This is a genomic window from Kribbella sp. NPDC050281, from assembly GCF_040655855.1.
Taxonomy (GTDB): domain Bacteria; phylum Actinomycetota; class Actinomycetes; order Propionibacteriales; family Kribbellaceae; genus Kribbella.
On record NZ_JBFAKS010000019.1, the window covers coordinates 101371 to 125251 of the forward strand.

The window sequence follows — 23881 nt, forward strand, 5'->3', positions numbered from 1 at the left end:
CTTAGGATTCGGCGCCACGAAGCGCGTCGCGGAGATCCCGGCGGGAGCTGATCGCGAGCTTGGCGAACACCTTGCGGAGGTGCCACTCCACCGTGCGAGGGCTCAGGAACAGGCGAGCGCCGACCTCCGGATTGGACAGGCCGTCGCGCGCCAGCAGGGCGATCTGCTTCTCCTGGGGCGTCAGCTCGTCGCGCTTCGTCCCGACCCGCCGTTTGCGGACCGTCTCGCCGGTCGACAGCAGTTCGCGCCGGGCCCGTTCGGCGAACGCCTCCATGCCGATCGCGGTGAGCAGCTCATGCGCGGTGCGTAGCTGGCGTCGGGCGTCGACGCGGCGACGATGGCGGCGGAGCCACTCGCCGTACAGCAGGTGTGTGCGGGCGAGCTCCGGTCGCAGGAGCGTCCGCTTCAAGCGATCGATCGCCTCCTGGTACTGGCCCTCGGCGACAGAGCCCTCGCTCAGCAGCGCCCGCGACCGCGCCGCGAGTCCGAGCGCCCAGTCCGTGCCCGCTGCCGCGGTCGCATCGACCAGTCGGTCGAGAGCGCCGGCCGCGAGGTGCTGCTCACCGCTGCGGGCGCCGGCCTCGATGAGCTCGGGCAGTGCCCAGGCAGACAGGAAGAGCTCCGGCGTGTCCGCACAGGCCTGGCGGGCCGCGGCCAGTGCCTGTGGGTAGCGACCGAGTCCGTTGAACAGGATCGACGAAGCCCACTGCGAGTACTGGACGCCGATCCCCTGTCCACCGTCCGCCGCGTCTTGGGCGGCCGACGTGATCAGCGCGGTCGCCTCGGCCTGGCTTCCGCGCAGGGCGGCGAGCAGCATCGCGCCGTACGGCGCGATCCGGGTCTCGGTCGCGTCGGTGACGGCATCGATCTCCGCGATCACGGCATCGGCTTCGGTGAAGTCACCCCGCCAGGCGACCTGGATGGCGTGTGCGGTCAGGTCGATCGGCAGCCGCGCCAGCGCGCCGGCATCGCGGGCCAGCCGCAGTTGGCGAGCGTTGATCGTGTACCAGCTCTCGTCGTCCCAGAGCACGTTGGACGGCACCGTGGTCAACCATCCCCAGCGGAAGTTGTCCGCCGGGGACAGGTCCTTGGCGGCGAAGGCGTCGGTGGCGCGCCTGAGCATCGGCGCGGCGACCGTACGTCCTTCGGTGACCAGTTGCGCCAGCCCGTCCAGCAGCAGATCGGAGGGACGCGGAGCGTCTGCGGGCGGGAGTGCTCTGGCTGCCCGCGACGCCTCGAGCAGACTGCCGGCGGTGGCCAGCCGGCCGGCGAACAGCGCCGCTCCCCAGGCGTCGAGGTAGGTCTCGCGGGCGAGGTCCAGCGTGAACGGCTCGAGTTGCTTCGCAGCCTTCAGCAGCAGCGGAGGCGCGTCGCTGCCGTGGCCCGAGGCGAACGCGATCTGACCGCGCAACAGATCGGCCCGCGCACGCTGGAACTCGTCGAGTACTCCGGTCTCCGCGGTCGTCAACAGCCCGAGCGCCGCATCGAGCTCTCCGGCCTGGAGGCTGACCTGCGCGGCTGTCAGTGCGCGCTCCGCACGTCGTTCGAGCTCTGCCGTCAGCGCGACCGACCGCTGCAGGAACGCGGCTGCGGCGGCGAGCCCGCCGCGGGCCTGGGCGCGCCCCGAGGACCGTTCCAGCTCGGCGGCCACGCTCTCATCCGGTCCCGCTGCCGCGGTGCCCAGATGCCAGGCCCGGCGGTCGGCGTCGATCCTCGCGTCGGTCACCTCGGCCAGCGCGGAATGCACGGCGCGGCGATCCTGTGGCGTCGCAGACCGGTACACGGCCGAGCGTACGAGCGGATGCCGAAACGCCACCCGATCGCCGATCACCAGCAACTCCTCTGCCTCGGCATCGACTGCCGCCGAGTCCCCTACGCCCAGTCGTTCAGCCGCTCGCCAGACCAGCAGCGGGTCGCCGACGGGCTCCGCCGCTGCGACCAGGAGCAGCAGCCGGGTCGGTTCGGGGAGCGCGGCGATCCGCGCCAGGAAACTGTCCTCGATCCGCCCGGACAACGCCTGTGTACCGAGCAGCCCGAAGCCACCCGCCAGCTGCGCGACGGTCAGCCCTCGCGGCAGCTCCAGCAACGCCAGTGGATTCCCGCCGGTCTCGGCCACGAGGCGGTCCCGGACGCTCGCGTCGAGTCCGAACCGGACGGCCGATTCCAGCAGGGCCCGCGCCTCGTCGCTGCGCAGCCCGGCGACCTCCAGCTCCTGCAGAGCCCGGAGCTCCACCCCGGACTGACGCGTTGCGAACAAGACGCCGATCGGCTCAGCCATCAGCCGCCGCGCCACGACTCCCAGGACCTGGGCCGACGCCCGATCCAGCCACTGCGCGTCATCCACCACACACAGCAGCGGCCCCTCCTCCGCCAACTCGGAGAGCAGGCTCAGTACGGCGAGACCGACGAAGAACCGATCCGGTGGCCCGGCGTTGCTCAGGCCGAAGACCGTGGTCAGCGCATCACGCTGCGGAGCGGGAAGCCGGTCCAGACGGTGCAACATCGGCGTACACAACTGATGCAACGCCGCGAACGCCAGTTCCATCTCCGACTCGACGCCGACCACCTGGAGCACCCGCAGATCCGAGGCTCTCGTCATCGCGTAGCCCAGGAGCGCCGACTTGCCGACCCCGGCCTCGCCGCGCAGGACCAGCGAACGCCCCTCACCCGAGCGAACAGCGGAAATCAGCTCGTCCAGCACTGCGCACTCGGAGCGGCGACCGCGCAGTCTGTCTGGCCCTCCCCAGAAGGACGCACCCTCGTCCTTCACCCGCATCGCCCGCTCCTCCCCGGCCCGCCCCGCAACTTTTCCAGACTAGGTGCGCCCCGTTGGCCTGGCTACAGCCCTCAGTGATCCCGTACGCTCGTGCGTCCGGGCGGCAGGGGGCCGCCGGTGGGGGGAGTATTCATGCACGTCCAGGGAAGTCTGACGATCGACGGCGTCTTGGCGGTGCCGATCGAGGCGTACACGTTCTCGGTGACCGGCGCCGTCGCGGTCGCGACCGGCAAGTCGCGGATCTACCTCGAAGACGCGTACGTCGTCGAGACCGTCCGGGCCGCGGTGAACACCGCGCCGACCGGCGCCGCGCTCGTGGTCGACGTGAACAGGAACGGCACGACGATCTACACGGATCAGGGGAAGCGGCCGAGCATCGCGGCCGGAACGAACACCGACGCCGGCGACACGCCGGACGTCACCACGCTGGCCGCCGGTGACTACCTCACCGTCGATGTCGACCAGGTCGGATCGACGGCCTCGGGGGCCGACCTGACGGTGACCGTCCGGGTCCGCCGGGCCGGGTAGACCGTGGCGCAGGCAGCGGGCTACACGTTCAACGCGGACACGGTCGACGGCACGACGGTACGAGACCTCGCCGGCTACTTCCTGCCCGGCACGATCCTCGGATCGGCGACGCTCGTCCCGGCCAGGTACGGCGACGGCCTCAACTGCACCGGCGGCGCACTCCACGTGATCGTCCGGCCACCGAGGGCCGGAGAGGACTTCTACCCACTCAACACCGACGGCGGACTGTCGGTTGCCGCCTGGGTCCGACTCGGCAACACCACGGCCGCACCCCGCTGCATCGCGTCCGCGACCAGCAGCGGCACCCTCAACTGGGCCGTCTACGCGTCCAACTCCAGCGGCAACGTGGAGGCGAGGATCGCAGGCGCGACGTACAGCACGAGCACGAGCATCCGCGACGGCGAGGAGCATCACGTCCTGGTCGTGTACGACGCCACGCCGGCCACCGACACCGTGAGGATCGCCGTCGACGGTGTCGAGGTCCTGTCGGTCAACGCGACGGCCGCCTTCACCTACTCCGGCACTGAGGTCGTCATGGAGGCCGGGCGGAACACACTGACCGGCACCGAGGCCCTGAACGGGATCATCGACGACCTGCGCTGGTGGAACGACCCGGTCGAGGACACGTACTGGCCGACTCTGATCGCCGCCGAGCAGATCGACTTCCAGCTGGCGATCTACCCGTTCGACCACGACACCGCCGAAGACTTCAGCACCTACGGCCGCGACCTCGCGGTCGCTCCGTCGGCGAGTTTCACCACCGGCCTGTACGGGCGGGCTCTGGTCTCCGCGGCGACAGCAGCAGGCGCGACAGGGGCGATCAACTTCCCCGACTGCGACCGGCTCGCCATCTCCGGCTGGCTCCGCCTCGACACCGCACCGACCGGCGCGGCTGCTCCGATCCTGGCCATCAACGATGCCCTGGGCAACGGACGCGTCCGTGTCGTGGTGAATACCGCGCGAACCGTCACCGCCACCTGGACCACCATCGACGACGGGACCGTCTCGGTGACCAGTACGGCGACCTTGACGGTCGGCCAATGGACCCGGTTCCTGTTCGCGATCAACCCGACGTACGTGCAGGTCCGGCTCGAGGACGCCCAGGAGACGGTGAACATCGGCGACGGCGTCCCGCACGTGACACCTGCGATCGACGGACTCGACACGCTGTACGTCGGTGGCGACGCGAGTGCCGGCGGCCAGGTCTCGTACGACTACCTGACCTTCACGAAGAACTTCCTCGCGGAGGTGACCGCGGGGTACTGGAGCGGCGCACCGGTCGCCACGCCGTACCGCCCGGAGAATGTGGCCCGCGGCATCTACCACTTCAACGAGAACGCCGGGGCGCTGGCCGACGACAAGTCGCCGTCCGGCAACGACCTCACGCTCACCGCGGCCGGGTCCTGGGTCACCGGCATCCAGGGGTCCGCCCTCGGCTCGAACGGCACCGGGCCGGGTGCCTCGAGGACGACCCTCACCTGGCCGGCATCGCCGCCGGGCTGGGCGTTCGCGGCGTGGGTGAAGCGCCGAACCAGCAGCAGCGGCGCCCGGTTCCTCGTCCTGCGGAACAGCAGCGCCGAGGTCGCACACGCCGGCCTCCTGGACGGAGTGTTCTGGGTGCGACTGTTCGGCGCGAGCGGCACCACCGGGATTCTCAGTTCGGCCCGGGGACCGATCGCGGCCGAGACCTGGACGCACGTGGCGGCATCATGCGACCAGAAGGCGATCCGGTTCTTCCTGGACGGTAAGCCGTTCACGATCGAGCCCTACTCGGCGGGCGCGCTGGTGCAACCGACGGAGCTGAACGTCGGCGGCGACAACCCGGACTCGTCCGTGGCCGACGTCGACGACCTCCGGCTGTTCGACTCCCCGATCAGCGCGGCCAACGTCCGGTGGCTTCACCAGAACACAGGCCAGTACTACGACGCGGCACCCGCCACCTTCGCCGCCTGGGGCGTACCTCTCTAGGGATGGTTGCCCACCAGGTCGAGCGCAAGGTCGACGTACAGGTGGGCGACCTCCTCGGGGGTGGACGGTCCGCCGGCCTGGAACCACTGGGACAGCGCGGTGCACATGGTGACCACTGCGCGCGAGGCCTCGTGGGCGTGCGGCGTGGTGAACGACCCGTCCTGCGCCGCGAGCTTCACCTCGACGTCGACCATGCGCTGCACGGCGCGCCGTGACGCCGCGACCCGTTCGTACGCGGCCGGCTCGAGGCTGCGCATCTCACTGGCACCGACGAAGCCGAGTTCGCGCCGGTGGGTGTGGAAGAGGGCCAGACACTCGACCAGCAAGGCGAATCGCGCCACCGGATCCGCACCCTCCGCGCGCGCCGCGAGCATCCGGGTCTGCAGGTCGTCCATGGTCAGGTCGAGGATCGCGACCAGCATCTCCTGCTTGCTGGCGTAGTGATGATACAGACCGGGCACGGACAACCCGGCCCGCTGGGCGATGTCGCGGATGGTCGCGCCGTGATAGCCGACCTCGAGGAATGCGGCGAGCGCGGCAGCCAACGGCGCATCGAGCTCGATCGGCGGGAACCGCCGCCAGTCCTCTCCCACCACAGCCATCGCCAGAACGCCGCGACCTCCCCGCTGCCGTAGGTCGGTCGACGACTCCGGGAACAACTGCTCGACCGGCACGTCGAGCAGCCCGGCGATCTGCGCCAGCCGGACGGCGTCGACTCCGGTGCGGCCGTTCTCGACAGCACTCAGCGTCGCCGGGCTGACGGCGAGCTCGGCGGCCAGCCGCCGCAGGCTGATACCGCGCGCCGACCGCAGCTGACGAACCCGGCGGCCGATGGTGGCCCGGGCGTCGTCATCGGTCGCCAGGTGTTCAGACACGGGCAACGGACCGCTCGGTAGTGCTCATGGCTGAACACTGTACTTCGCGTCGTCGTCCGCGCCACGGACCACGCGGTTTCTCATGTTCGAGATCTTGACAACTTTTGACCACCTCGCCAGGGTTGTTCACCACAGACCGATCGCTCGCTCGGTTCCACAAACACCGGAGGTCGAGGATGACTGAGACGGCAAGCGCACCCTACGTCGGTGACCTGCTCAAGGACTCGCCGAAGAACTGGGGCAAGTGGGGCGCGGACGACGAGGTAGGTGCCCTCAACTACCTCGGACCGGCGGAGGTCCTCGCCGCCGTCGCACTTGTCCGCTCCGGCAAGGTGTTCACCCTCCAGATGCCGATGGGGAACCCGGCGGGCGATCCGGTCTGGCCTGGCCGTCGAGGCTCGGAGCGGTACATGTTGCTGGACGAGAGCCACTGGCTCGCCGACAAGGGCCCGACGTTCCCCGGTGGACTGCACTACGCCGACGACGCGATGTCCGCCTTCCTCCAGGGCTCGACGCAGTACGACGCCCTCGGCCACGTCTGGTACGACGGCGAGATCTGGAACGGGTACGACGCGACCAGCACGATCGGCGGGATGGCGAAGGCGAGCGTGCAGCCGATCGCGGAGAAGGGCGTGGTCGGCCGTGGTGTGCTGCTGGACATGGCCCGCCACCGCGGCAAGGAGACCCTGGACAAAGGTGAGACCTTCACCCAGCACGACCTGCTCGCCTGCGCCGACGCCCAGGGTGTCGAGATCCGCCAGCGCGACATCCTGGTGATCCGGACCGGGTTCCTGAACCTCTTCCACCAGCTCGGCAAGGAGGCCTTCTACGACGGCTTCAACGAGCCGGGGCTCACCTACTCCCCCGAACTGGTCCAATGGTTCCAGGACCTGGAGGTGCCGAACCTGGTCACCGACACGATCGCCAACGAGGTGACGATCGACCCCGAGAGCGGCGTCGCGCTGCCGCTGCACTGTGCGCTGATGCGGAACCTCGGCATCGTCTTCACCGAGATCTGCAACCTCGACAAGCTCGCCGCCGACTGTGCCGAGGACGGCCAGTGGGAGTTCATGTACACCGCGGCCCCGCTGAAGGTCGTGAACGGCACCGGTGCCCCGGTCAACCCGGTCGTCATCAAGTAGGCGCGCCATGAGCTACGACGACCGTCCCTGGCTCGACCGGTACGCCGCGGGCCAGGCAACCGCCTTCGAGCCCGAGTTCACCGACGCGCTGGCGATGTTCCGCGCCTCGGTCGCCGACCGCCCGGACGCCGTGGCGATCAAGTACTTCGACGGCGTACTCACTTTGCGCGAGATCGACCAGTCCTCCGACGCGTTCGCCGTCGCCCTGCAGGCCAACGGGTTCCGTCGCGGCGACCGGATGGCCCTCTACCTGCAGAACGTGCCGCAGTTCGTGATCGCCCTGGTCGCCGCCTGGAAGGCCGGCGGCATCGTCGTACCGGTGAATCCGATGAGCAAGCAGCGCGAGCTCTCGCACCATCTGAACGACTCCGGCGCGACCGTGCTGCTGTGTCTGGAGGGTCTGTACGCCGGGGTCGCGCGCGACGTCGTCGGCGACACCGATGTACGACTCGTGGTCACGACGAGCGAGCTGGAGTATCAGGCCCGCGACGACGAGCGGGTCTTCAAAGGTGTCGAGCGTACGCGGCCCGACGGCACCGCCGACTTCGCCGGCCTGATGGCCGCGCACCTCGGCAAGCACCCCGAGCCGGTGTCGTACGACGGACAGGATGTGGCGTTCCTGACCTACACCTCCGGCACCACGGGGACGCCGAAGGGCGCGATGAACACCCACGCGAACGTGACCTACAACGCGCAGGTGTATCGCGACTGGTGCGGACTGACCTCAGACCACGGGGTCCTCGGCGTCGCACCGCTGTTCCACATCACCGGCCTGATCGCGCACATCGCAGTGTCCGTGCTGACACGTGCACCACTGGTCCTGGCCTACCGGTTCGAGCCGGGGGTGATGCTGGATGCCATCCGCGAGCACCGTCCCGCGTTCACGGTCGGCGCGATCACCGTCTTCATCGCGTTGTCGAACACGCCAGGCGTGGCGCGCGCGGACCTCGCGTCGATGACCACCGTGTACTCCGGTGGCGCGCCGATCTCCCCTGCCATCGCGCAGCGTTTCGAGGACTCCTTCGGCATCTACCTCCACAACGTCTACGGACTCACCGAGACGACGTCACCTTCGCACCTGGTTCCGCGCGGTGTGCACGCGCCGGTCGACCCGGTCAGCGGCGCTCTGTCGGTCGGCGTACCGGGGCCGGGGACGATCGTGCGGATCCAGGACGACGACGGCCACGACCTTCCACCCGGCGAGATCGGCGAGATCGTGACGTCCGGCCCCGAGGTCGTGCTCGGCTACTGGAACAAGCCGGACGAGACCGCACACGCTCTGGCCGGCGGGCAGTTGCGCACGGGTGACGTGGGGTTCATGGACGAGCGAGGCTGGTTCTACATCGTCGACCGCAAGAAGGACCTGATCAACGCGGCCGGGTACAAGGTCTGGCCGCGTGAGGTCGAGGACGTGCTGTACGAGCACGCGGCCGTCCGCGAGGCGGCGGTCGTCGGCGTACCGGACGAGTACCGGGGCGAGACCGTGAAGGCGTTCGTCAGCCTCAAGCCCGGGACGACGGCGACGCCGGACGAGCTGATCGCGCACTGCAAGGACCGACTGGCGGCGTACAAGTATCCACGCAGCGTCGAGCTCATCGACGAGTTGCCGAAGACGGTGACCGGCAAGATCCTGCGGCGCGAGCTCCGGAAGCAGGCGGGGTGAGGAACGGTACCGGCACCCTGCCCGGTCTCAATCTCATTGCCCTCCGCACCTACCTCGGCAACCGCCTGCCCGGCGGGTTCCGCGGCGGTCTGTCGGCCGAGCTGATCGCGGGCGGGCGGTCGAACCTCACCTATCTGCTCGACGACGGCCGGCAACGATGGGTACTCCGCCGGCCGCCGCTTGGCCATGTGCTCGAGACCGCCCACGACATGGGCCGCGAGTACCAGGTCCTGTCCGCACTGGCACCGACGCCGGTGCCGGTCCCCCGGACGTTCCTGTTCTGCACCGATCAGTCGGTGATCGGTGTGCCCTTCTACCTGATGGAGTACGCCGACGGCACGATCTATCGCACCGCCGAGCAGCTGGGCCATGTCGGCCCGCAGACCGGACAGGCGGTCGCGGACGCACTGGTCGACACGCTCGCCGTCCTGCACGACATCGAGCCGGCCCGCGTCGGGCTGTCCGACCTGGGCCGCGCGGACGGCTACCTCGAGCGGCAGGTCCGACGCTGGGGCAAGCAACTCGAGGCGTCCCGGTCGCGGGACATCCCCGGGATCGCTCAGCTCGGGGAACGGCTCGCGCAAGGCCTGCCCCGGTCGTCGCGGACCACGCTGGTCCACGGCGACTACCGGCTCGACAACGTGGTGCTGGAGGAACACGCCGGAATACCGCGGATCCGGGCCGTCCTCGACTGGGAGATGGCCACCATCGGCGACCCGCTCACCGACCTGGCCTCGATGCTCGTCTGGTGGGACGGTATCGCCGGGCTGAACAGCCCGGTGGCCGCGGTGCCCGGCGAGTGGCCGGCGTTTCCTCCCGGCAGCCGACTGCTCGAACGGTACGCCGCCGACCAGGACGTTGCCGTGGGCACCATGGGCTGGTACCTCGGGTTCGCGTACTACAAGGTCGCCGCGATCTTCGAAAGCATCCACTTTCGCGACCTGCGCGGCCAGACCGTCGGCGGTGGCTTCGACCTGCTGGCCGGCCTGGTCGGCCCACTCGTTGCCCGCGGCCACCAAGCGCTCGACGGCTGAACCGACGGACGGATCGAAGCGGAGGAGGAGATCACAGATGATCGCGGAGGCGTCGCCCCGGGCGCGGGAGCTGACCGAACGCATGACAGTGTTCATGCGCGACCATGTGCTGCCGGCCGAGCCGAAGTACGACGCGTATCGGGCCGCTGCCGGTACGGCGGACCACAGCGTCCCGCCGGTCGTCGAGGAGCTGAAGTTGCGGGCCCAGGAACTCGGACTGTGGAACCTGTTCCTTCCAGCTGAGTCGGGCCTGACCCAGCTCGAGTACGCGCCGATCGCCGAGCTGTCCGGCTGGAGCAGCGATCTGGCGCCGGAGGCGATCAACTGCCAGGCGCCGGACACCGGCAACATGGAACTGCTGCACTTGCTCGGCACGCCTGAGCAACGCCGCGAGTGGCTGGAGCCCTTGCTCGCGGGCCGCATCCGGTCGGCGTTCGCCATGACCGAACCTGACGTGGCCAGCAGCGACGCGACCAACATCGGCACCCGGATCGAGCGGGACCGCGACCACTACGTCATCACCGGGCGGAAGTGGTGGATCACCGGCGCGGCCGATCCGCGCTGCGCGGTCCTGATCTTGATGGGCAAGACCGATCCCACGGCGCCGGCGCACCGACAGCAGACGATAGTGATCGTGCCGATGGACGCGGCGGGCCTGACGGAGGAGCGTGATCTGTCGATCTTCGGCCGGCACGATCAGCACGGGCACGTCGAGCTCCGGCTCGACGGTGTCCGGGTGCCGGTCACCAATGTGCTCGGTGCGGAGGGTGGTGGGTTCGCCGCGGCCCAAGCGCGCCTCGGTCCCGGCCGGATCCATCACTGCCTCCGTGCGCTCGGCGCGGCCGAGCGCGCCTTGGCGATGCTCACCGATCGCGCGCAGCGGCGGGTGGCGTTCGGTGCACCGCTCGCGGCGCAGGGCATGCTGCAAGAGCAGGTCGCGGAGTCACGACTGCAGATCGAGCAGGCGAGGCTGCTCTGTCACCAGGCCTGCCAGGTCATCGACACCGCCGGCAATAAGGCCGCACGGCACCTGGTCTCCATGGCCAAGGTCGCCGTCCCCCGCGCGGCGACGGCGGTCATCGACCGCGCCATCCAGGTGCACGGCGGTGCCGGTCTCTGTGACTCGACTCCGCTCGCGGCCATGTATGGCTGGCATCGAGCGATGCGCCTGTTCGACGGCCCGGACGAAGTGCACCTGCAATCACTGGCCAAGGCGGAGTTGGCGCGTACGCCGGTGTTGCCGGTATGACGATCCGCTATCGCAGCGGCCGCGGGGCGGCGTACATCACGCTGGCCCGGCCGGATCGGCGCAACGCGCTCGACCTCGACACCCTCCAGGAACTCGGCACCGCACTCCGCCAGGCCCGGGTCGACGATGTCCGCGTCGTGGTGCTCGCTGCCGACGGCGATGCGTTCAGCGTCGGTGGCGACCTGCTCGCGATCTCCGCCGCGGACGATCGCGAACAGTACGTCGAGGACCTGGCCGAGACCCTACATCGGGCGATCAGCGAACTGCACAACCTCAACGCGATCGTCGTCTCGGTCGTGGCCGGGGTCACCGCCGGTGCCGGTGTCGCGCTGGCGGCCGCGGCGGACGTCGTACTGGCAGCGGACTCGGCACGGTTGTCGATCGCCTACACCAAGGTCGGGCTGTCCCCGGACGGAGGCACCAGCCTCCTCACGGCCTCGCTCGGACTGCACCGAGCCCTGTACCTCACCCTCCTCAACCCACTCCTCACGGCTGAGGAAGCGAAGGCCGCCGGCCTCGTCGCAGAGGTCCATCCGGACAACGAGCTTGCGGCAGCCGTGGACCGCGTGGTCGACGTACTGCTGACAGGCTCGCGGTCTGCTCAGGTGGTGGCCAAGCGCCTGCTCCGCATGACCGCCACCCCCGCCCCCGCAGAAGCCATGCGCCGCGAGGCTCTGACGATCCGCGCCGCGGTCAGCACGCCCGACGCCAAGGAAGGAATCGAAGCCTTCCTCGACAAGCGCGGTCCCGCCTTCCCCAGCGCTACTGACTGAAGGCAGCCGGCAGTGGCTCGGTGTGGATGATGTGGAGGCGGCTGACGGCTCGGGTCAGAACGACGTACAGGCGGTGAAGGCCGCGCGGTTCGGCGGCGACGATCCGGGCCGGCTCGGCGACCACGACCGCGTCGAACTCGAGCCCCTTCGCGAGGGATGCCGGCACGCAGACCAGGCGCGTCGCGTCCATCTCCTCCTCGCCCGCGCCGAGAAGTGCGGGCTCGAGACCCGCCGCGACGAGGGCGTCCATCAGCTCCGAGACGTGGTCGTCGGCCGCGATCAGAGCGACCGAACCCTCGCCGCCCAGGTCGGCCTTGCACGCGTCGACGAGCTTGTCCACGAAGGAGCGCTCGTCGGCCTCGATGACGCTCAGCGCATCCTCGACGGTCCGGACACCGGTCGGTACGCCGAGCGTGGGCGCGATGTCCGGCAGCAGCTTCGCGGCGAAGTCGATGATCTGGGCCGGGACCCGGAAGCCCCGATCGAGCTCGGCCACCACGGCGTCGGACTTCTCGAGGTGACCGAGGACTCGATCCCAGGAGCCTGCGGCCCAGGCGGTCGTCGCCTGGGCGAGGTCGCCGAGGACGGTGGCCGAGCCGGTGCGGCAGCGCCGGCCGAGCGCGCGCAACTGCATGGCCGACAAGTCCTGTGCCTCGTCCAAGACGAGGTGGCCGAGTGAGCCGCTGCTGCGTTCGATCGAGTCCTCGAGTTCGTCGAGCAATACGGTGTCGGCGGCCGACCACTTCGCGGATTTCCAGGACCGCGCAGGCTTGGTCCACAGCAGCGCGGCGCGTTCGTCCGCGGTGAGCTCGTCGCCGGCGGCCTGCGCGAGGAAGTCGGCATCGGAGAACAGTCGATGCAACACCTGCTCCGGAAACACTCGCGGCCAGACCGCGTCCTGAACCTCGCGCACGGGCTTGGAGCGGGCGACGGCATTCTGCACGCGGTCGTCCGGCGACTCCGCGCGCTCCTCCATCCGAACCAGGACGACGTGCGCGATCCGCTGGGCCAGAGCATTGCGGCCCGGCGCGTACCGCGTCGACTCACGTAGCGACGACACGATCTCCCTGACCTCGTCCTCGTGCACCCGGTAGCGCCGGGATCCCTTGCTGTACAGGACTCCGGCGGTCGGCGTACCGACGTACGACCACAAGGCACGGTGCAGCACGGTGGCCATCCGGGCATCGCCCTTGACCCGCGCGGCCTCCGGTTCGTCGACCGCCACGGCGGCCTGACTGATCCATTCGTCGATGGTCGTCTGCCGTACGTCTACCTCGCCGAGCGCGGGCAGGACCTTGCGGATGTAGGACAGGAACGAGCGGTTCGGTCCGACGATCACGACGCCGCCGCGGCTGAGCCGTTCCCGTTCGGTGTAGAGAAGATAGGCCACCCGGTGCAGGCCAACGGCGGTCTTCCCCGTGCCGGGCGCACCCTGCACGCAGACGGACGGGTGCAGCGGCGCCCGGACCAGGTCGTCCTGCTCCGGCTGGATGGTGGCCACGATGTCGCGCATCGGCCCGGTGCGCGGGCGCTCGATCTCGGCGCGCAGGAACGCGTCGGCCTGGTCGGCCACGACGGTCCCGATCAAGGGCTCGTCCTCGAAACCGGTCAACTCGGCATGGTCGGAGAAGCCGTACCGGCGCCGCAGCAGGACTCGCTGCCGGTCGCTGTGGGTGGCCCGATAGAACGGCACCGACACCGGCGCGCGCCAGTCGATGACGAGCGGTGCGCCACTCCCGTCGTGCACATGCCGACGGCCGATGTAGATCCGGTCGAGTTCCTCGATCGCGCCGGCCTCGTAGTCCAGCCGCCCGAAGAACAGCGGCACGTCGGGCAGGTCGATCAGCGCCCGGGTCCGCTGCTCGTACGCGCGCTGGTTGGCCTCGTTGGTGAAGCGCTCGTCGTTGTCCTCACCCCCGATCACCGGGATCTCGCGTCCGAAGACGTCGCCGTACATGCGGGCCAGCGCGGCGCGCGCCTCGGTCAGGAAGGCCCGTTCGGCCTCGAGTTCATCGGTGCCGGCAGGGCTGGGTGCGGAATCGACCATCGAAAGGAGCCTCGACTCGTGTTGGCAGACGGACGAACGACGGACTGGCGGCGATCAACAGGGTCCCGCCCCGGAGAACCATCCGGTTCGATTCGATCCTTCACGCAGTGCAGAGAAGCCACCCGAAAAGACAGGCCGAGGACGTTACCAGCGCCCCCGACGCGCCGCTACCGAATTACCTGCGGCCCGTTCGGCATTACATTTGGTACCGATGGAAATCGGTTGCCGCTCGTTCTCTCGCCGTTAACCTCAGGGCCCCTCTGGGCGTCGTCTGCACTTCCTAAGTTCCTTGAGGTTATGAAGGAAGGGATGCATGGACGCACTCATCGCGGTCCGGGCTCGCGGGATCACCAAGGCGTTCGGTGAGGTCGTCGCCCTCGACGGCATCGACCTGGACGTCGCGCAGGGACAGATCCACGGCCTCGTCGGGCCGAACGGCGCCGGCAAGACGACACTGCTCGGTCTCCTGCTCGGCCTGGCCGTCGCCGACAGCGGCAGCCTCGAGATCCTGGGTACGCCGGTCGGCCGCGCGCTGGCCGCACCCGAGGGCGTGGCCGGCTTCGTCGACGGGCCTGGCCTCTACCCATCGCTGACGGCCCGGCAGAATCTCGCCGCCTTGGCCGATCTCCGCGGCGGCACCGGGACGGCCGGAATCGACGCCGTCCTCGCCGAGGTCGGCCTCACCGATGTCGCGGACGACCGGACCCGTGGCTTCTCCCTCGGCATGCGGCAGCGACTCGGACTCGCCGCCGCGCTACTCACCAAGCCGCGGCTGATCGTGCTCGACGAGCCGTCCAACGGCCTCGACCCGGCAGGCAAGAGGCACGTCCACCGTGTTCTCAACCGGCTGGCGGCCGAGGGAACGACCGTCGTCCTTTCCAGTCACCGCATGGACGATGTCGAGGCCTTGTGTTCCGAGGTGACCATTCTCAACACCGGACGCATCGTCTTCACCGGACCGCTGAGCAAACTCGCGGCCGAGAACGGTGAACTCGACTATCGCCTGGTCACTTCCGATGCCGAGGCAGCCCGCAAGGTGGCAGGCGACACCAACGGGATCACCGTCGACGAGGCTGTGTCCCCGAACGACGATCTCTTCGTTGTTCGGGGACTGGTGCCCGCGCTCGACGACCTCGTCGTACGACTGGTGCATGCCGGCATCGCGGTGCGCGAGTTCGCACCCGTCGTGTCGCCCCTCGAGGCAGCGTTCCTCGCCCTCACCGAGCAGCAGGAGGCCGGCCAGTGACCGCGACCGTCGCCCGTCCGGCCGTCGCCCATCCCGTCTCGGTGGCCCGCGGCTACCGGTTCGAACTGGTCAAGCTGACCTCGCAGTGGCGGATCCGCCTGATCGTCGTCGCCTGCTGGATCGCACCCGCGCTGTTCGTCGCCGCGGTCAGCCAGCAGACCTCACTCCCGGTCGACACCCTCTTCGGGCGCTGGATGCACGCGACCGGGTGGGCCGGACCGCTCGTCATCCTGGGCTTCTCCGGAAACTGGGCGCTCCCGCTGCTGACCTCACTGGTCGCCGGAGACGTGTTCGCCTCCGAGGATCGGCTGGGGACCTGGCGCCACCTGCTCGTGGCGGTCCGTTCGCCGCAACGGATCTTCGTGGCGAAGGCACTGGCCAGTCTGACGGTCATCATGCTGCTGATGGCCGGGCTGGCTGTGTCCAGCGCGGTCGGCGGGCTGATCGCGGTCGGCAATCAGCCGCTGGTCGGCCTCGACGGTCACCTGTTGTCGTCCGGCAACGCTGCTGGGAACGTACTGCTCGCTTGGGTCTGTGCGATCGCCCCGACCCTGGCCCTCGCCGCGATCGGGCTGCTCGGATCCGTCGCACTGGGTCGGTCTCCGATGGGCCTGCTGCTGCCCGCGCTGGTCGCGCTGGCCATGCAGTTGGCGCAGATGCTGCCGCTGCCGGTCGCCGTACGCCTGGCTCTGCCCGGGTACGCGTTCACGGCCTGGAAGGGCCTGTTCACGAGCCCGGGTCAGCTCGCCCCTCTGCTCATCGGTGTCGTGGTCAGTCTGGTCTGGGCGGCCACCGCGACTGTGCTCGCGTATCTGCTCTTCCTGCGGCGTGACTTCACCAACCTGACCTCGGACGGCTCGGGCCGGCGCGCGATCACCGTCGGCCTGGTGCCGCTTGTCGGTCTGCTCGCCGTCACCATCGCGATCCTCGCCGCGGCGACGGCATCGGCGACGGCCGGCATCCAGCAGGCCAAGGTCGAGGCCGGTGTGTCGACCGCGTTCGCCCACCTCTACCGGGTGCAGACCAGGGAGCTCAACCGTCCCGACGTCACCGAAGCGCAACTGCAGGCTTCGACGGCGTGCACCAAGGGCGACGGCAAGGTCGACCCGGTGGGACCCGGCAACGACTGGCGTTGCGTCGTCTCGTGGCATCTGCCCGACGTCGCGGCGACCGGCCAAGCCATCTACCAACTGGACATCACCGCAGATGGGCGCTTCATGGCCGACGGCGACGGACCGAAGGAAGTCAACGGCTTCTTCCTGGTCCGTACGCCGATCGGCGACGCACCCAACCCCCTATGGCAGTTCGACGGCAACGTCGACCTGCTACCCACCCCGAAGGGATAACCCAAGATGCAGGTAACACGCCTCCGCCGGCGTGTCGAGAAGAAGCCCTCGGGCCTTCTCGGTCGACGCATCGGCCGCCGCGTACCACTCGTCACGGCAGGCGCCACCGTTGTCGCCGTCCTCGCCGCCGGTACCGGCTCGGCCCAGACCACGCAGTTCGGGACCTCCCACGTCGGCGACACCACCGACAAGGGTCTGGTCATCTCCAGCGATCAGTACCTCAAGCCGATCGGCGATCGCCTCCTCCTTCAGCCCGGCAAGATCATGTCCTCCTCGGTCAGCCCCGACGGCACCCACGTCGCGGCCTCGATCACCGACGGCGGCATGGCGCTGGCGATCGTGAACCTGAAGGACTGGAAGGTGCAGCAGCTGATCGGCAACAACGCCGCGGCGAATCTGCGCATCCCTGGCAACGACATCGGCCAGGAAGGCCCGACGTACTCCCCCGACGGGTCGCAGCTGTGGCTCGGGCAGACCGACGGCTACCGCAGGTTCACCGTGAACCCGGACGGCAGCCTCGCCAACCCGACGTTCGTGTCGATCCCGGCCGACGGCCCCAAGCACGCGCTGGTCGGCGAGGCCGTGTTCTCGTCCGACGGTTCGATCGTGTACTCCGCGGTCAACGGCCAGAACCGCGTGGTCGCGATCAACGCGGGGACCGGCGACATCATCCAGAGCTGGTCGGTGGGCATCGCCCCGCGTGACCTGATCATGGTCGGCGACAAGCTGTACGTCAGCAACGAGGGCGGCCGGACGGCACGGCCGGGCGAGACCACGATCAACTCGTACAACACCCCGGTGCCGGCCAACCCGGTCACCGCGGCCACCACGACCGGCACGGTCAGCGTCATCAACCTGGCGAAGCCGGCCGCGGCCGTGACGAGCATCAACGTCGGTCTGCACCCGACCGCCCTGTACGCCAAGGGCAACGCGCTGTTCGTCACCAACACCCAGACGAACGACGTGTCGATCATCGACACCGGCAAGAACAAGGTCGTCCAGACCGTCGCCACCCAGCCGTGGCCGGAGGCCTCGGTGGGCTACGAGCCCGACGGAGTGACGCTCACTGACGACGGTCATCTGCTGGTGACCCTCGGCCGCGCCAACGCGGTCGCCGTCTACAAGTACACGACCCCGCTGGAGCCGGTCAGCTACGTCGGTCTGCTGCCGACGGACTACTTCCCGGCTGAGATCGCGACGGTCGGCGACGACGTACTGGTCTCCAACACCCGGGGTATCGACGCCCGCCGTACGACGACCGCCGCCGGGCGCGGCACCCACGACACCACCTCGAGCCTGCAGCGGTTCAAGCTGCCGACCGACAACGTGATTCGCGCCGACACGGCCAAGGTCTTCGAGCAGAACGGCTGGACCAAGGGTTCGGTCCAGGTGGCCAACGGCAAGGGCGAGGCCGCCAAGAAGAAGCCCGTGCCGGTCCCGCAGCGACTGGGCGAGCCGTCGACGATCAAGCACGTCTTCCTGCTGGTGAAGGAGAACCGGACCTACGACCAGGTCTTCGGTGACATGCCGGAGGGCGACGGCGACCCGGCGCTGGCGCAGTTCGGTGAGAACGTGACGCCGAACCAGCACGCGCTGGCCCAGCAGTTCGGGCTCTACGACAACACCTACGACGTCGGCACGAACTCCGCCGAAGGTCACAACTGGCTGATGCAGGCGGACAACCCGGAGTACACCGAGTCCTCGGCCGGCGAGTACCTGCGTAGCTACGACACCGAGGACGACGCACTCGGCCACCAGCAGACCGGCTTCATCTGGAGCGGTGCGCAGGCGGTCGGCAAGACAGTGCGCGACTTCGGTGAGTTCCAGCAGTTCCTGACCAAGCCGGCCGGCGCGAGCTGGCAGAACCTGTACTGCGACACCAAGAACATGATCGCGACCGGGCAGGACACCGCCTACCCGCTGGTCTCGTCCTCGCCGATCCCGTCGCTGAACGACGTGTCGGTGCACGGCTTCCCGAAGTTCGACACCAGCGTCCCGGACATCTACCGGGAGCAGATCTGGAAGCAGGACTTCGAGAAGAACGGGCCGGCGAACCTGAACATGTTCTGGCTGTCCAGCGACCACACCGGCGGTCCGGCGAACGCCGCCGCCCAGGTCGCGGACAACGACCTCGCGGTCGGCAAGATCGTCGAGACGATCTCGCACAGCAAGTACTGGAAGGACTCGGCGATCTTCGTCGTCGAGGACGACTCGCAGGCCGGCCTGGACCACGTCGACGGCCACCGGGCGCCGATCCAGATCATCAGCCCGTGGGCCCAGCACGGCAAGGTCGACAACCACTACTACTCGCAGATCGCGATGATCCGCACCATCGAGCAGATCCTCGGGGTCCACCCGATGAACCAGAAGGACAGCGCGGCCACCCCGATGCGGGACGCGTTCACCCAGCGCCCCGACAACACGCCGTTCACCGCTCTGCCGAACCGGACCTCGCTGACCGGCGGTCTGAGCACCCCGCCGTCCTGCGGCCTGGACACCCCGGCGGCGCAGAACCCGCTCGCGGCGCCCGCGCCGAAGGCGACGGTACCGGCGGATATGCAGGAGATGGCGGCCACGTGGGACGACTGGAAGTCGCAGCAGCGGCTCACCGGCCCGGACGCCAAGGCCGACTTCGCGAACCCGGCGCAGATGGACCACTTCACGTGGTACCAGGCGCACGACTGGGCCACGCCGTACCCCGGTGAGGACAAGATCGTCGCACCGCAGGACGTGCCAGGCTCGTACATCCCGGCCCCGGACTCCGACGGCTGAGATAACACGTAGGACGTAGCACCCGAGGCCCCTGGCCGGCAGCACGCCGGTCAGGGGCTTCCGCGTTCCTACCAGGGATGGATGGAGCTCCAACCTCCGATCGAGGCGGCAGCAGCCCGGACTTCAACAGTCACGCCGATGACCGGGCACCGTCGGTTCGCCGACGCTGGTTCCGGCAAGCAACCAAGGCAAGGGACTGGACATGCTTCGACTCCTGGGATTCAACCCGTACCTGCGCGCGCTGATAGGCATCGGACTGCTGGTGTTCGGGATCGTCACGCACCGGCCGCTGCTGATCGCCGTCGGCGCCGGTGTCGGCATCTGGAGCGTGGCGAACGTCGTCATGGATGCCAAGGGCAACGGTCAGCGCGACCGTCCCGGGCGGGATCGATGACCGGCATCGTCTCCGTTCGCGACCTGACCAAACGGTACGGCGACTTCGCCGCCGTCGACGGCGTCAGCTTCGAGATCGACGAGGGCCAACTGGTCGCCGTACTCGGGCCGAACGGTGCCGGCAAGACCACGGCGCTCGAGATCCTGGAGGGATTCTCCGAGCCGACATCGGGTCACGTGCGGGTCCTCGGTGACGATCCGCTGCACGGCGGCCGCGCCTGGCGTGCGCAGGTCGGCCTCGTCCTTCAGTCGACCAGCCTCGAGACCGAGCCGACCGTCGTGGATCTGCTGCGCGTCTTCGGACGTCTCTACCCGAACCCGCGGCCCGTCGCCGAAGTACTGGAGCTGATCGACCTCGCCGACGACGCGAGGACGCGGGTCGGCACGTTGTCCGGTGGACAGCAGCGTCGGGTCGATCTCGGGCTCGCGATCATCGGGAATCCCGACGTACTGTTCCTCGACGAGCCCACCACCGGCCTCGACCCGGAAGCCCGACGGCGTTGCTGGGCCAGCGTGGAACGGCTCAACGACGCGGGTACGACGATCCTGCTGACCACGCACTACCTCGACGAGGCTGACCACCTCGCGGATCGAGTCATGGTGCTCTCCGCTGGACGCCTGGTGGCCGACACCACGCCCGCAGCCATGCGAGCGAGCGGTGGCCGGAGTGCGATTCGCTTCCCGTTGCCGGTCGAGGCTCCGGATCTCCCGCCGTCTCTGGCCGTCCACGTCACCGATCGCGTGCTGAGTCTCCACACGGACCGGATCGAGCCCGTACTCGCGGACCTCCTCGCGTGGGCCCAACACCACCGGCTCGAACTGACGGCGCTCGAGGTCGGTCCGCCGAGCCTCGAAGAGGCCTACCTGTCCATCACCCGCACGCCCGTCGACTCGGAGCCCCACCATGCCCTCTTCACAAGCCACGTCTGACGCGAGTGCGCGGTTGCCACCGGTCCTGCCGCTCCTGCTGGGCCAGATCGCCCACCAGCTCCGCTTGCTCATTCGCACTCCCAGAGCGATGAGCACCGGTCTCGTTCTCCCGATCCTGCTGCTACTGCTGAACTCCTCGGATGGCCAGGTCGCGCCGTCCCGGCTCGCTGGCTGCGCGGTTCTCGGTACGACGATGATCGCCTGGACGACCCACGGGATCGGGCTGGTGGCGGCCCGGGAGTCCGGTGTGATGAAGCGCTGGCGTGCGACACCGCTGCCCGCCTGGTGCTATCTCAGTGGTCAGATCGTCGCGTCGGTGCTCGTCTCGGTGCTCGCCGGCGCGGTCGCCGTACTCGCCGGTGTGGCCTTGTTCGGTACGGACCTGGACATCTGGCGTGCGCTGGCGATGCTTGCCGCCATCTTCCTCGGGGCGCTCGCGTGTGCCTCCGCGGCTACTGCTGTCACGGGCTTCATCTCGACTGTGGCCAGTGCGTTCCCGATCCTCGGCCTGACTTATCTACCGGTGGTGTTGTTCTCCGGCACGGTCGGCGATCCGGTGAAGGCGTCATGGGTTTCCACCGTCGCGTCGTACCTGCCGGTGCGTCCGATCATTGACGCCACGGGTCACGCGCTCACCGGCACAGGGCTTCCGGTCCGGGACGTCCTCGTGCTGTTTGGCTGGTCTGTCGCCGGATTGCTGGTGTCGCTGGCGGTCTTCCGCTGGGAGCCGACACGGACCCACCAGCGTCGGCCCGCTCGGGCGCGGATGGTGGTCGCGACAGACGACATGTCCTGTGCCTCGGACTACTGATGCCGGAGGAGACCGTGCTGGTAGGCGTAGCTGACGGCACGGGCACGATCCCGGGCGCCGATCTTGGCGAGGAGGTGGTTGACGTGACTCTTCACTGTCGCCTCCGTGACCACCAGCTGGGCGGCGATCTCGGCGTTCGACAGGCCCTCGGCGATGAGCGTCAGGACTTCGGTCTCGCGCCGGGTCAGCACGTCGTCGGACACCGCCGTGGGCTTCGGCGTACCGGGGTCGGCCGCGATCGCCGCGACCAGGTGATGCTGCACGGCCGGGTCGATCGCAGCCTGGTCGTCCAGCACCCGGTGCAGGGCCTCGTGGATCTCGGCCGACCTCGCGTCCTTCGTCAGGTAACCCCGCGCTCCCGCCCGAAGGGCCGCGAGCACCGACTCGTCATCGGCGTACGTCGTCAGCGCGATGACCTTCACCTCCGGGTGGAGATCGCGCAACCGCCGAGTCGCCTCGACGCCGTCGCACCGCGGCATCCGCAGATCCATCAGTACGACGTCAGGCGTCAGATCACTCACCATGCGCACCGCCTCCTCGCCCCCGGAGGCGGTGCCGACGACCTCGACATCGGGCAGCAGCCCGAGCACCAGCGCCAGTCCCTCCCGGACCACGCGCTGGTCGTCGACGCTCAGGACGCGGATCATGCCGGGACCTCCAGCTCCACCCGGAACCCCGTCCGGGTCGGGCCTGCATCGAGTCGCCCGCCGAGGAGTTCGGCCCGTTCACGCATACCGGTCAGGCCATAACCGGAACAACCCGGTGTTGTTGCCGGATCGCCGTAGTCCTCGACGATCAGCCTCGCCAGGCCGTCTTCGTAGCTGAGCCTCACGGTGACGCACTGTTGCCGCGTGGCGTGCTTCGCGATGTTCGTCAGGGATTCCTGCGCGACCCGGTAGACGGCGAGGCGGGCGTCCGCGTCGAGCGAGTGGTCATCGCCGGCGACGGTCAGTTCGCAACGGATGCCGGTGTCGTGCTCGAACCGCGCGGTCAACGCCGGCAACTCGCCCGGCCCCGGCAGCGCCTGGTCGTCGCGGAGCATGCCGATAGCGTGCCGCGCCTCGTCGAGTCCCGAGCCGGCGAGATGCCGCGCGCGATCGATCACCCCGGAGAGGCGGTCGTCGCCGGCTGCCAGCACGGTCGCGCCTTCGAGCTGGAGCACCAACGCGGACAGCGAGTGCGCGAGCACATCGTGCATCTCGCGGGCCAGTCGTTGACGCTCCGCGAGTGCGGCGGCGCGAGCCTGCGCGTCGCGGGTCCGCTCCAGCTCGAGCAGCAACCGTTCCGCCTCTTCGTTGGTCTCGCTCAGTCGCTCGGCCAGACGCATCACGGCGTAGAAGCTTGCCATCGCGATGCTGGTCAACAACGCCGGCAGCGGTGACCGGTCACCCCCGACGAGCAGAAGGATCAGCCCCGCACCGACGACCGCGGTGCCAGGGACCGGCGGAAGCCTGCGTCCGATCAGCGCCACGGCGACGAACACCCCGAGCACTCCCGGACCAGACGGCTGTAGCCGCAGCAGTACGACGCTTGCCACGAACAGGACCGCGATCGACATCCATCGCGCCCAGGTCGGCCCGCTCCGGGCGGCGAAGGTTCCGAACGCCCCGGCGGCGAACGCCGCGATCGCGACCGAGATGACCAGCCCTTCGCCGTGCCGGCCCGGACCAGGCGTGGACTGGCTCAGCACGATGATCTGCAGACCGATGATGAGTGGACCCACCAGGCGCAGCCACCGCCAGGTCGTCTCGTGATGTTTCCGGGCGTGACGCAGCGCCACCAGAGCAGGCACAGTTCTGGATCCGGCGATCACCGAACGACCATAGGCTCCGGCCTCGACCAGGTCACCGTCATCAACGGAAGATCAACCCAGAGATCAACCCAGGGTTGGAGAAACCCGGGTCAGTCGCTCTCGTCCAGCCGGAGCTGGAGAAGTTGCGCGAGCGGCATGGACTCACCATCGCGAGCGCCCAGGCCGACGGTGATCGGCGGATCGGACGGCAGGATGCGGACGCCGAGGAGCCGGGCGCTGAGGCTGGCCGGCGTACCGAGGATGTAGAAGTTGCCCTCGGCGTCGGTGCCGAGCGAACGGTTGCGGCGCAAGTACCAGCCAGTGATCCCGGTGCGGTAGCTGGCTCCCGATCCGGTGACCTGCGCCCGCAGCGGCTGTGGCTCGACGCCTCGTTCCTTCATCGTCCGGACGAAATCGGTCAGCAGCGCACGGGCCTGCGCGGTCTCGGCGGCCTTGCGGCGTTCGAGCGCCGCTGCATGGACGGCGGCTGCCTCCCGCCGTTCCTCGCGCCAACTCGGCTGACTGTCCACCCCGCC

General features: G+C 69.2%; 19 protein-coding genes. 13 read left to right on the top strand and 6 right to left on the bottom strand.

Features of this window, described 5'->3' with window-relative positions:
• Window position 1: 1 nt before the first annotated feature.
• Complete coding sequence (locus AB0I34_RS21715; protein WP_360447566.1) at window positions 2-2776, bottom strand: AAA family ATPase; 2775 nt, start codon at window positions 2774-2776, stop codon at window positions 2-4.
• A 132-nt stretch (window positions 2777-2908) separates the two neighbouring features.
• On the opposite strand from AB0I34_RS21715, the gene AB0I34_RS21720 reads away from it, so the two are divergent.
• Complete coding sequence (locus tag AB0I34_RS21720) at window positions 2909-3304, top strand: hypothetical protein (RefSeq protein WP_360447568.1); 396 nt, start codon at window positions 2909-2911, stop codon at window positions 3302-3304.
• A 3-nt stretch (window positions 3305-3307) separates the two neighbouring features.
• On the top strand, window positions 3308-5272 hold the full coding sequence (locus AB0I34_RS21725; RefSeq protein WP_360447570.1) for a LamG domain-containing protein: 1965 nt from the start codon (window positions 3308-3310) through the stop codon (window positions 5270-5272).
• Here the strand turns inward: AB0I34_RS21725 and AB0I34_RS21730 are convergent.
• Window positions 5269-6147 carry a TetR family transcriptional regulator gene (locus AB0I34_RS21730; RefSeq protein WP_360447572.1) on the bottom strand — a complete coding sequence of 293 codons (879 nt, stop codon included), beginning with the start codon at window positions 6145-6147 and terminating at the stop codon, window positions 5269-5271. The genes AB0I34_RS21725 and AB0I34_RS21730 overlap by 4 nt on opposite strands.
• A 176-nt stretch (window positions 6148-6323) precedes the next feature.
• On the opposite strand from AB0I34_RS21730, the gene AB0I34_RS21735 reads away from it, so the two are divergent.
• The 5 genes from AB0I34_RS21735 to AB0I34_RS21755 are packed head-to-tail and all read left to right on the top strand — an operon-like array spanning window position 6324 to window position 12008.
• Window positions 6324-7289 (top strand): cyclase family protein, encoded by a 966-nt coding sequence (locus tag AB0I34_RS21735; RefSeq protein ID WP_360447574.1) that lies wholly within the window; start codon window positions 6324-6326, stop codon window positions 7287-7289.
• Between the two features lie 7 nt (window positions 7290-7296).
• Entirely contained in the window at window positions 7297-8952 is a 1656-nt protein-coding gene (locus tag AB0I34_RS21740; RefSeq protein ID WP_360447576.1) for a long-chain fatty acid--CoA ligase, read from the top strand.
• Entirely contained in the window at window positions 8949-9986 is a 1038-nt protein-coding gene (locus tag AB0I34_RS21745) for a phosphotransferase family protein (protein ID WP_360447578.1), read from the top strand. The genes AB0I34_RS21740 and AB0I34_RS21745 overlap by 4 nt, the downstream gene beginning before the upstream one ends.
• A 37-nt stretch (window positions 9987-10023) precedes the next feature.
• Window positions 10024-11235 carry an acyl-CoA dehydrogenase family protein gene (locus AB0I34_RS21750; RefSeq protein ID WP_360447580.1) on the top strand — a complete coding sequence of 404 codons (1212 nt, stop codon included), beginning with the start codon at window positions 10024-10026 and terminating at the stop codon, window positions 11233-11235.
• Entirely contained in the window at window positions 11232-12008 is a 777-nt protein-coding gene (locus AB0I34_RS21755) for an enoyl-CoA hydratase-related protein (protein WP_360447582.1), read from the top strand. Before AB0I34_RS21750 ends, AB0I34_RS21755 begins: the two co-directional genes overlap by 4 nt.
• Here the strand turns inward: AB0I34_RS21755 and AB0I34_RS21760 are convergent.
• Entirely contained in the window at window positions 11998-14055 is a 2058-nt protein-coding gene (locus tag AB0I34_RS21760; RefSeq protein WP_360447584.1) for an AAA family ATPase, read from the bottom strand. The two genes, AB0I34_RS21755 and AB0I34_RS21760, sit on opposite strands and share 11 nt — an antisense overlap.
• Before the next feature lie 313 nt (window positions 14056-14368).
• On the opposite strand from AB0I34_RS21760, the gene AB0I34_RS21765 reads away from it, so the two are divergent.
• The 6 genes from AB0I34_RS21765 (at window position 14369) to AB0I34_RS21790 (ending at window position 21553) form a co-directional block, all read left to right on the top strand.
• Complete coding sequence (locus AB0I34_RS21765; protein ID WP_360447586.1) at window positions 14369-15301, top strand: ABC transporter ATP-binding protein; 933 nt, start codon at window positions 14369-14371, stop codon at window positions 15299-15301.
• Complete coding sequence (locus tag AB0I34_RS21770; RefSeq protein WP_360447588.1) at window positions 15298-16647, top strand: ABC transporter permease; 1350 nt, start codon at window positions 15298-15300, stop codon at window positions 16645-16647. Before AB0I34_RS21765 ends, AB0I34_RS21770 begins: the two co-directional genes overlap by 4 nt.
• A 6-nt stretch (window positions 16648-16653) precedes the next feature.
• Window positions 16654-19419: a bifunctional YncE family protein/alkaline phosphatase family protein gene (locus AB0I34_RS21775; protein WP_360447590.1), complete on the top strand. Its 2766-nt coding sequence runs from the start codon at window positions 16654-16656 to the stop codon at window positions 19417-19419.
• A gap of 202 nt (window positions 19420-19621) precedes the next feature.
• On the top strand, window positions 19622-19813 hold the full coding sequence (locus AB0I34_RS21780) for a hypothetical protein (protein ID WP_360447592.1): 192 nt from the start codon (window positions 19622-19624) through the stop codon (window positions 19811-19813).
• Window positions 19810-20742: an ABC transporter ATP-binding protein gene (locus AB0I34_RS21785; protein ID WP_360447594.1), complete on the top strand. Its 933-nt coding sequence runs from the start codon at window positions 19810-19812 to the stop codon at window positions 20740-20742. The genes AB0I34_RS21780 and AB0I34_RS21785 overlap by 4 nt, the downstream gene beginning before the upstream one ends.
• Before the next feature lie 88 nt (window positions 20743-20830).
• On the top strand, window positions 20831-21553 hold the full coding sequence (locus AB0I34_RS21790; RefSeq protein WP_360447596.1) for an ABC transporter permease: 723 nt from the start codon (window positions 20831-20833) through the stop codon (window positions 21551-21553).
• Here the strand turns inward: AB0I34_RS21790 and AB0I34_RS21795 are convergent.
• The 3 genes from AB0I34_RS21795 to AB0I34_RS21805 all read right to left on the bottom strand — a co-directional run bounded on the left by AB0I34_RS21795 (window position 21547) and on the right by AB0I34_RS21805 (window position 23875).
• Window positions 21547-22200 (bottom strand): response regulator transcription factor, encoded by a 654-nt coding sequence (locus tag AB0I34_RS21795; RefSeq protein ID WP_360447598.1) that lies wholly within the window; start codon window positions 22198-22200, stop codon window positions 21547-21549. The two genes, AB0I34_RS21790 and AB0I34_RS21795, sit on opposite strands and share 7 nt — an antisense overlap.
• A complete protein-coding gene (locus AB0I34_RS21800; RefSeq protein WP_360447600.1) occupies window positions 22197-23366 on the bottom strand; it encodes a histidine kinase in 1170 nt (389 codons plus the stop codon). The genes AB0I34_RS21795 and AB0I34_RS21800 overlap by 4 nt, the downstream gene beginning before the upstream one ends.
• Before the next feature lie 89 nt (window positions 23367-23455).
• Window positions 23456-23875, bottom strand: coding sequence for a hypothetical protein (locus AB0I34_RS21805; protein ID WP_360447602.1), 420 nt, complete (start codon window positions 23873-23875; stop codon window positions 23456-23458).
• Window positions 23876-23881: the final 6 nt, after the last annotated feature.

Coding starts and splice junctions, on each gene's coding strand:
- AB0I34_RS21715 (WP_360447566.1), bottom strand. CDS start 2,776: ATGCGGGTGAAGGACGAGGGTGCGTCCTTCTGGGGAGGGCCAGACAGA.
- AB0I34_RS21720 (WP_360447568.1), top strand. CDS start 2,909: ATGCACGTCCAGGGAAGTCTGACGATCGACGGCGTCTTGGCGGTGCCG.
- AB0I34_RS21735 (WP_360447574.1), top strand. CDS start 6,324: ATGACTGAGACGGCAAGCGCACCCTACGTCGGTGACCTGCTCAAGGAC.
- AB0I34_RS21740 (WP_360447576.1), top strand. CDS start 7,297: ATGAGCTACGACGACCGTCCCTGGCTCGACCGGTACGCCGCGGGCCAG.
- AB0I34_RS21750 (WP_360447580.1), top strand. CDS start 10,024: ATGATCGCGGAGGCGTCGCCCCGGGCGCGGGAGCTGACCGAACGCATG.
- AB0I34_RS21755 (WP_360447582.1), top strand. CDS start 11,232: ATGACGATCCGCTATCGCAGCGGCCGCGGGGCGGCGTACATCACGCTG.
- AB0I34_RS21760 (WP_360447584.1), bottom strand. CDS start 14,055: ATGGTCGATTCCGCACCCAGCCCTGCCGGCACCGATGAACTCGAGGCC.
- AB0I34_RS21765 (WP_360447586.1), top strand. CDS start 14,369: ATGGACGCACTCATCGCGGTCCGGGCTCGCGGGATCACCAAGGCGTTC.
- AB0I34_RS21775 (WP_360447590.1), top strand. CDS start 16,654: ATGCAGGTAACACGCCTCCGCCGGCGTGTCGAGAAGAAGCCCTCGGGC.
- AB0I34_RS21780 (WP_360447592.1), top strand. CDS start 19,622: ATGCTTCGACTCCTGGGATTCAACCCGTACCTGCGCGCGCTGATAGGC.
- AB0I34_RS21785 (WP_360447594.1), top strand. CDS start 19,810: ATGACCGGCATCGTCTCCGTTCGCGACCTGACCAAACGGTACGGCGAC.
- AB0I34_RS21790 (WP_360447596.1), top strand. CDS start 20,831: ATGAGCACCGGTCTCGTTCTCCCGATCCTGCTGCTACTGCTGAACTCC.
- AB0I34_RS21795 (WP_360447598.1), bottom strand. CDS start 22,200: ATGATCCGCGTCCTGAGCGTCGACGACCAGCGCGTGGTCCGGGAGGGA.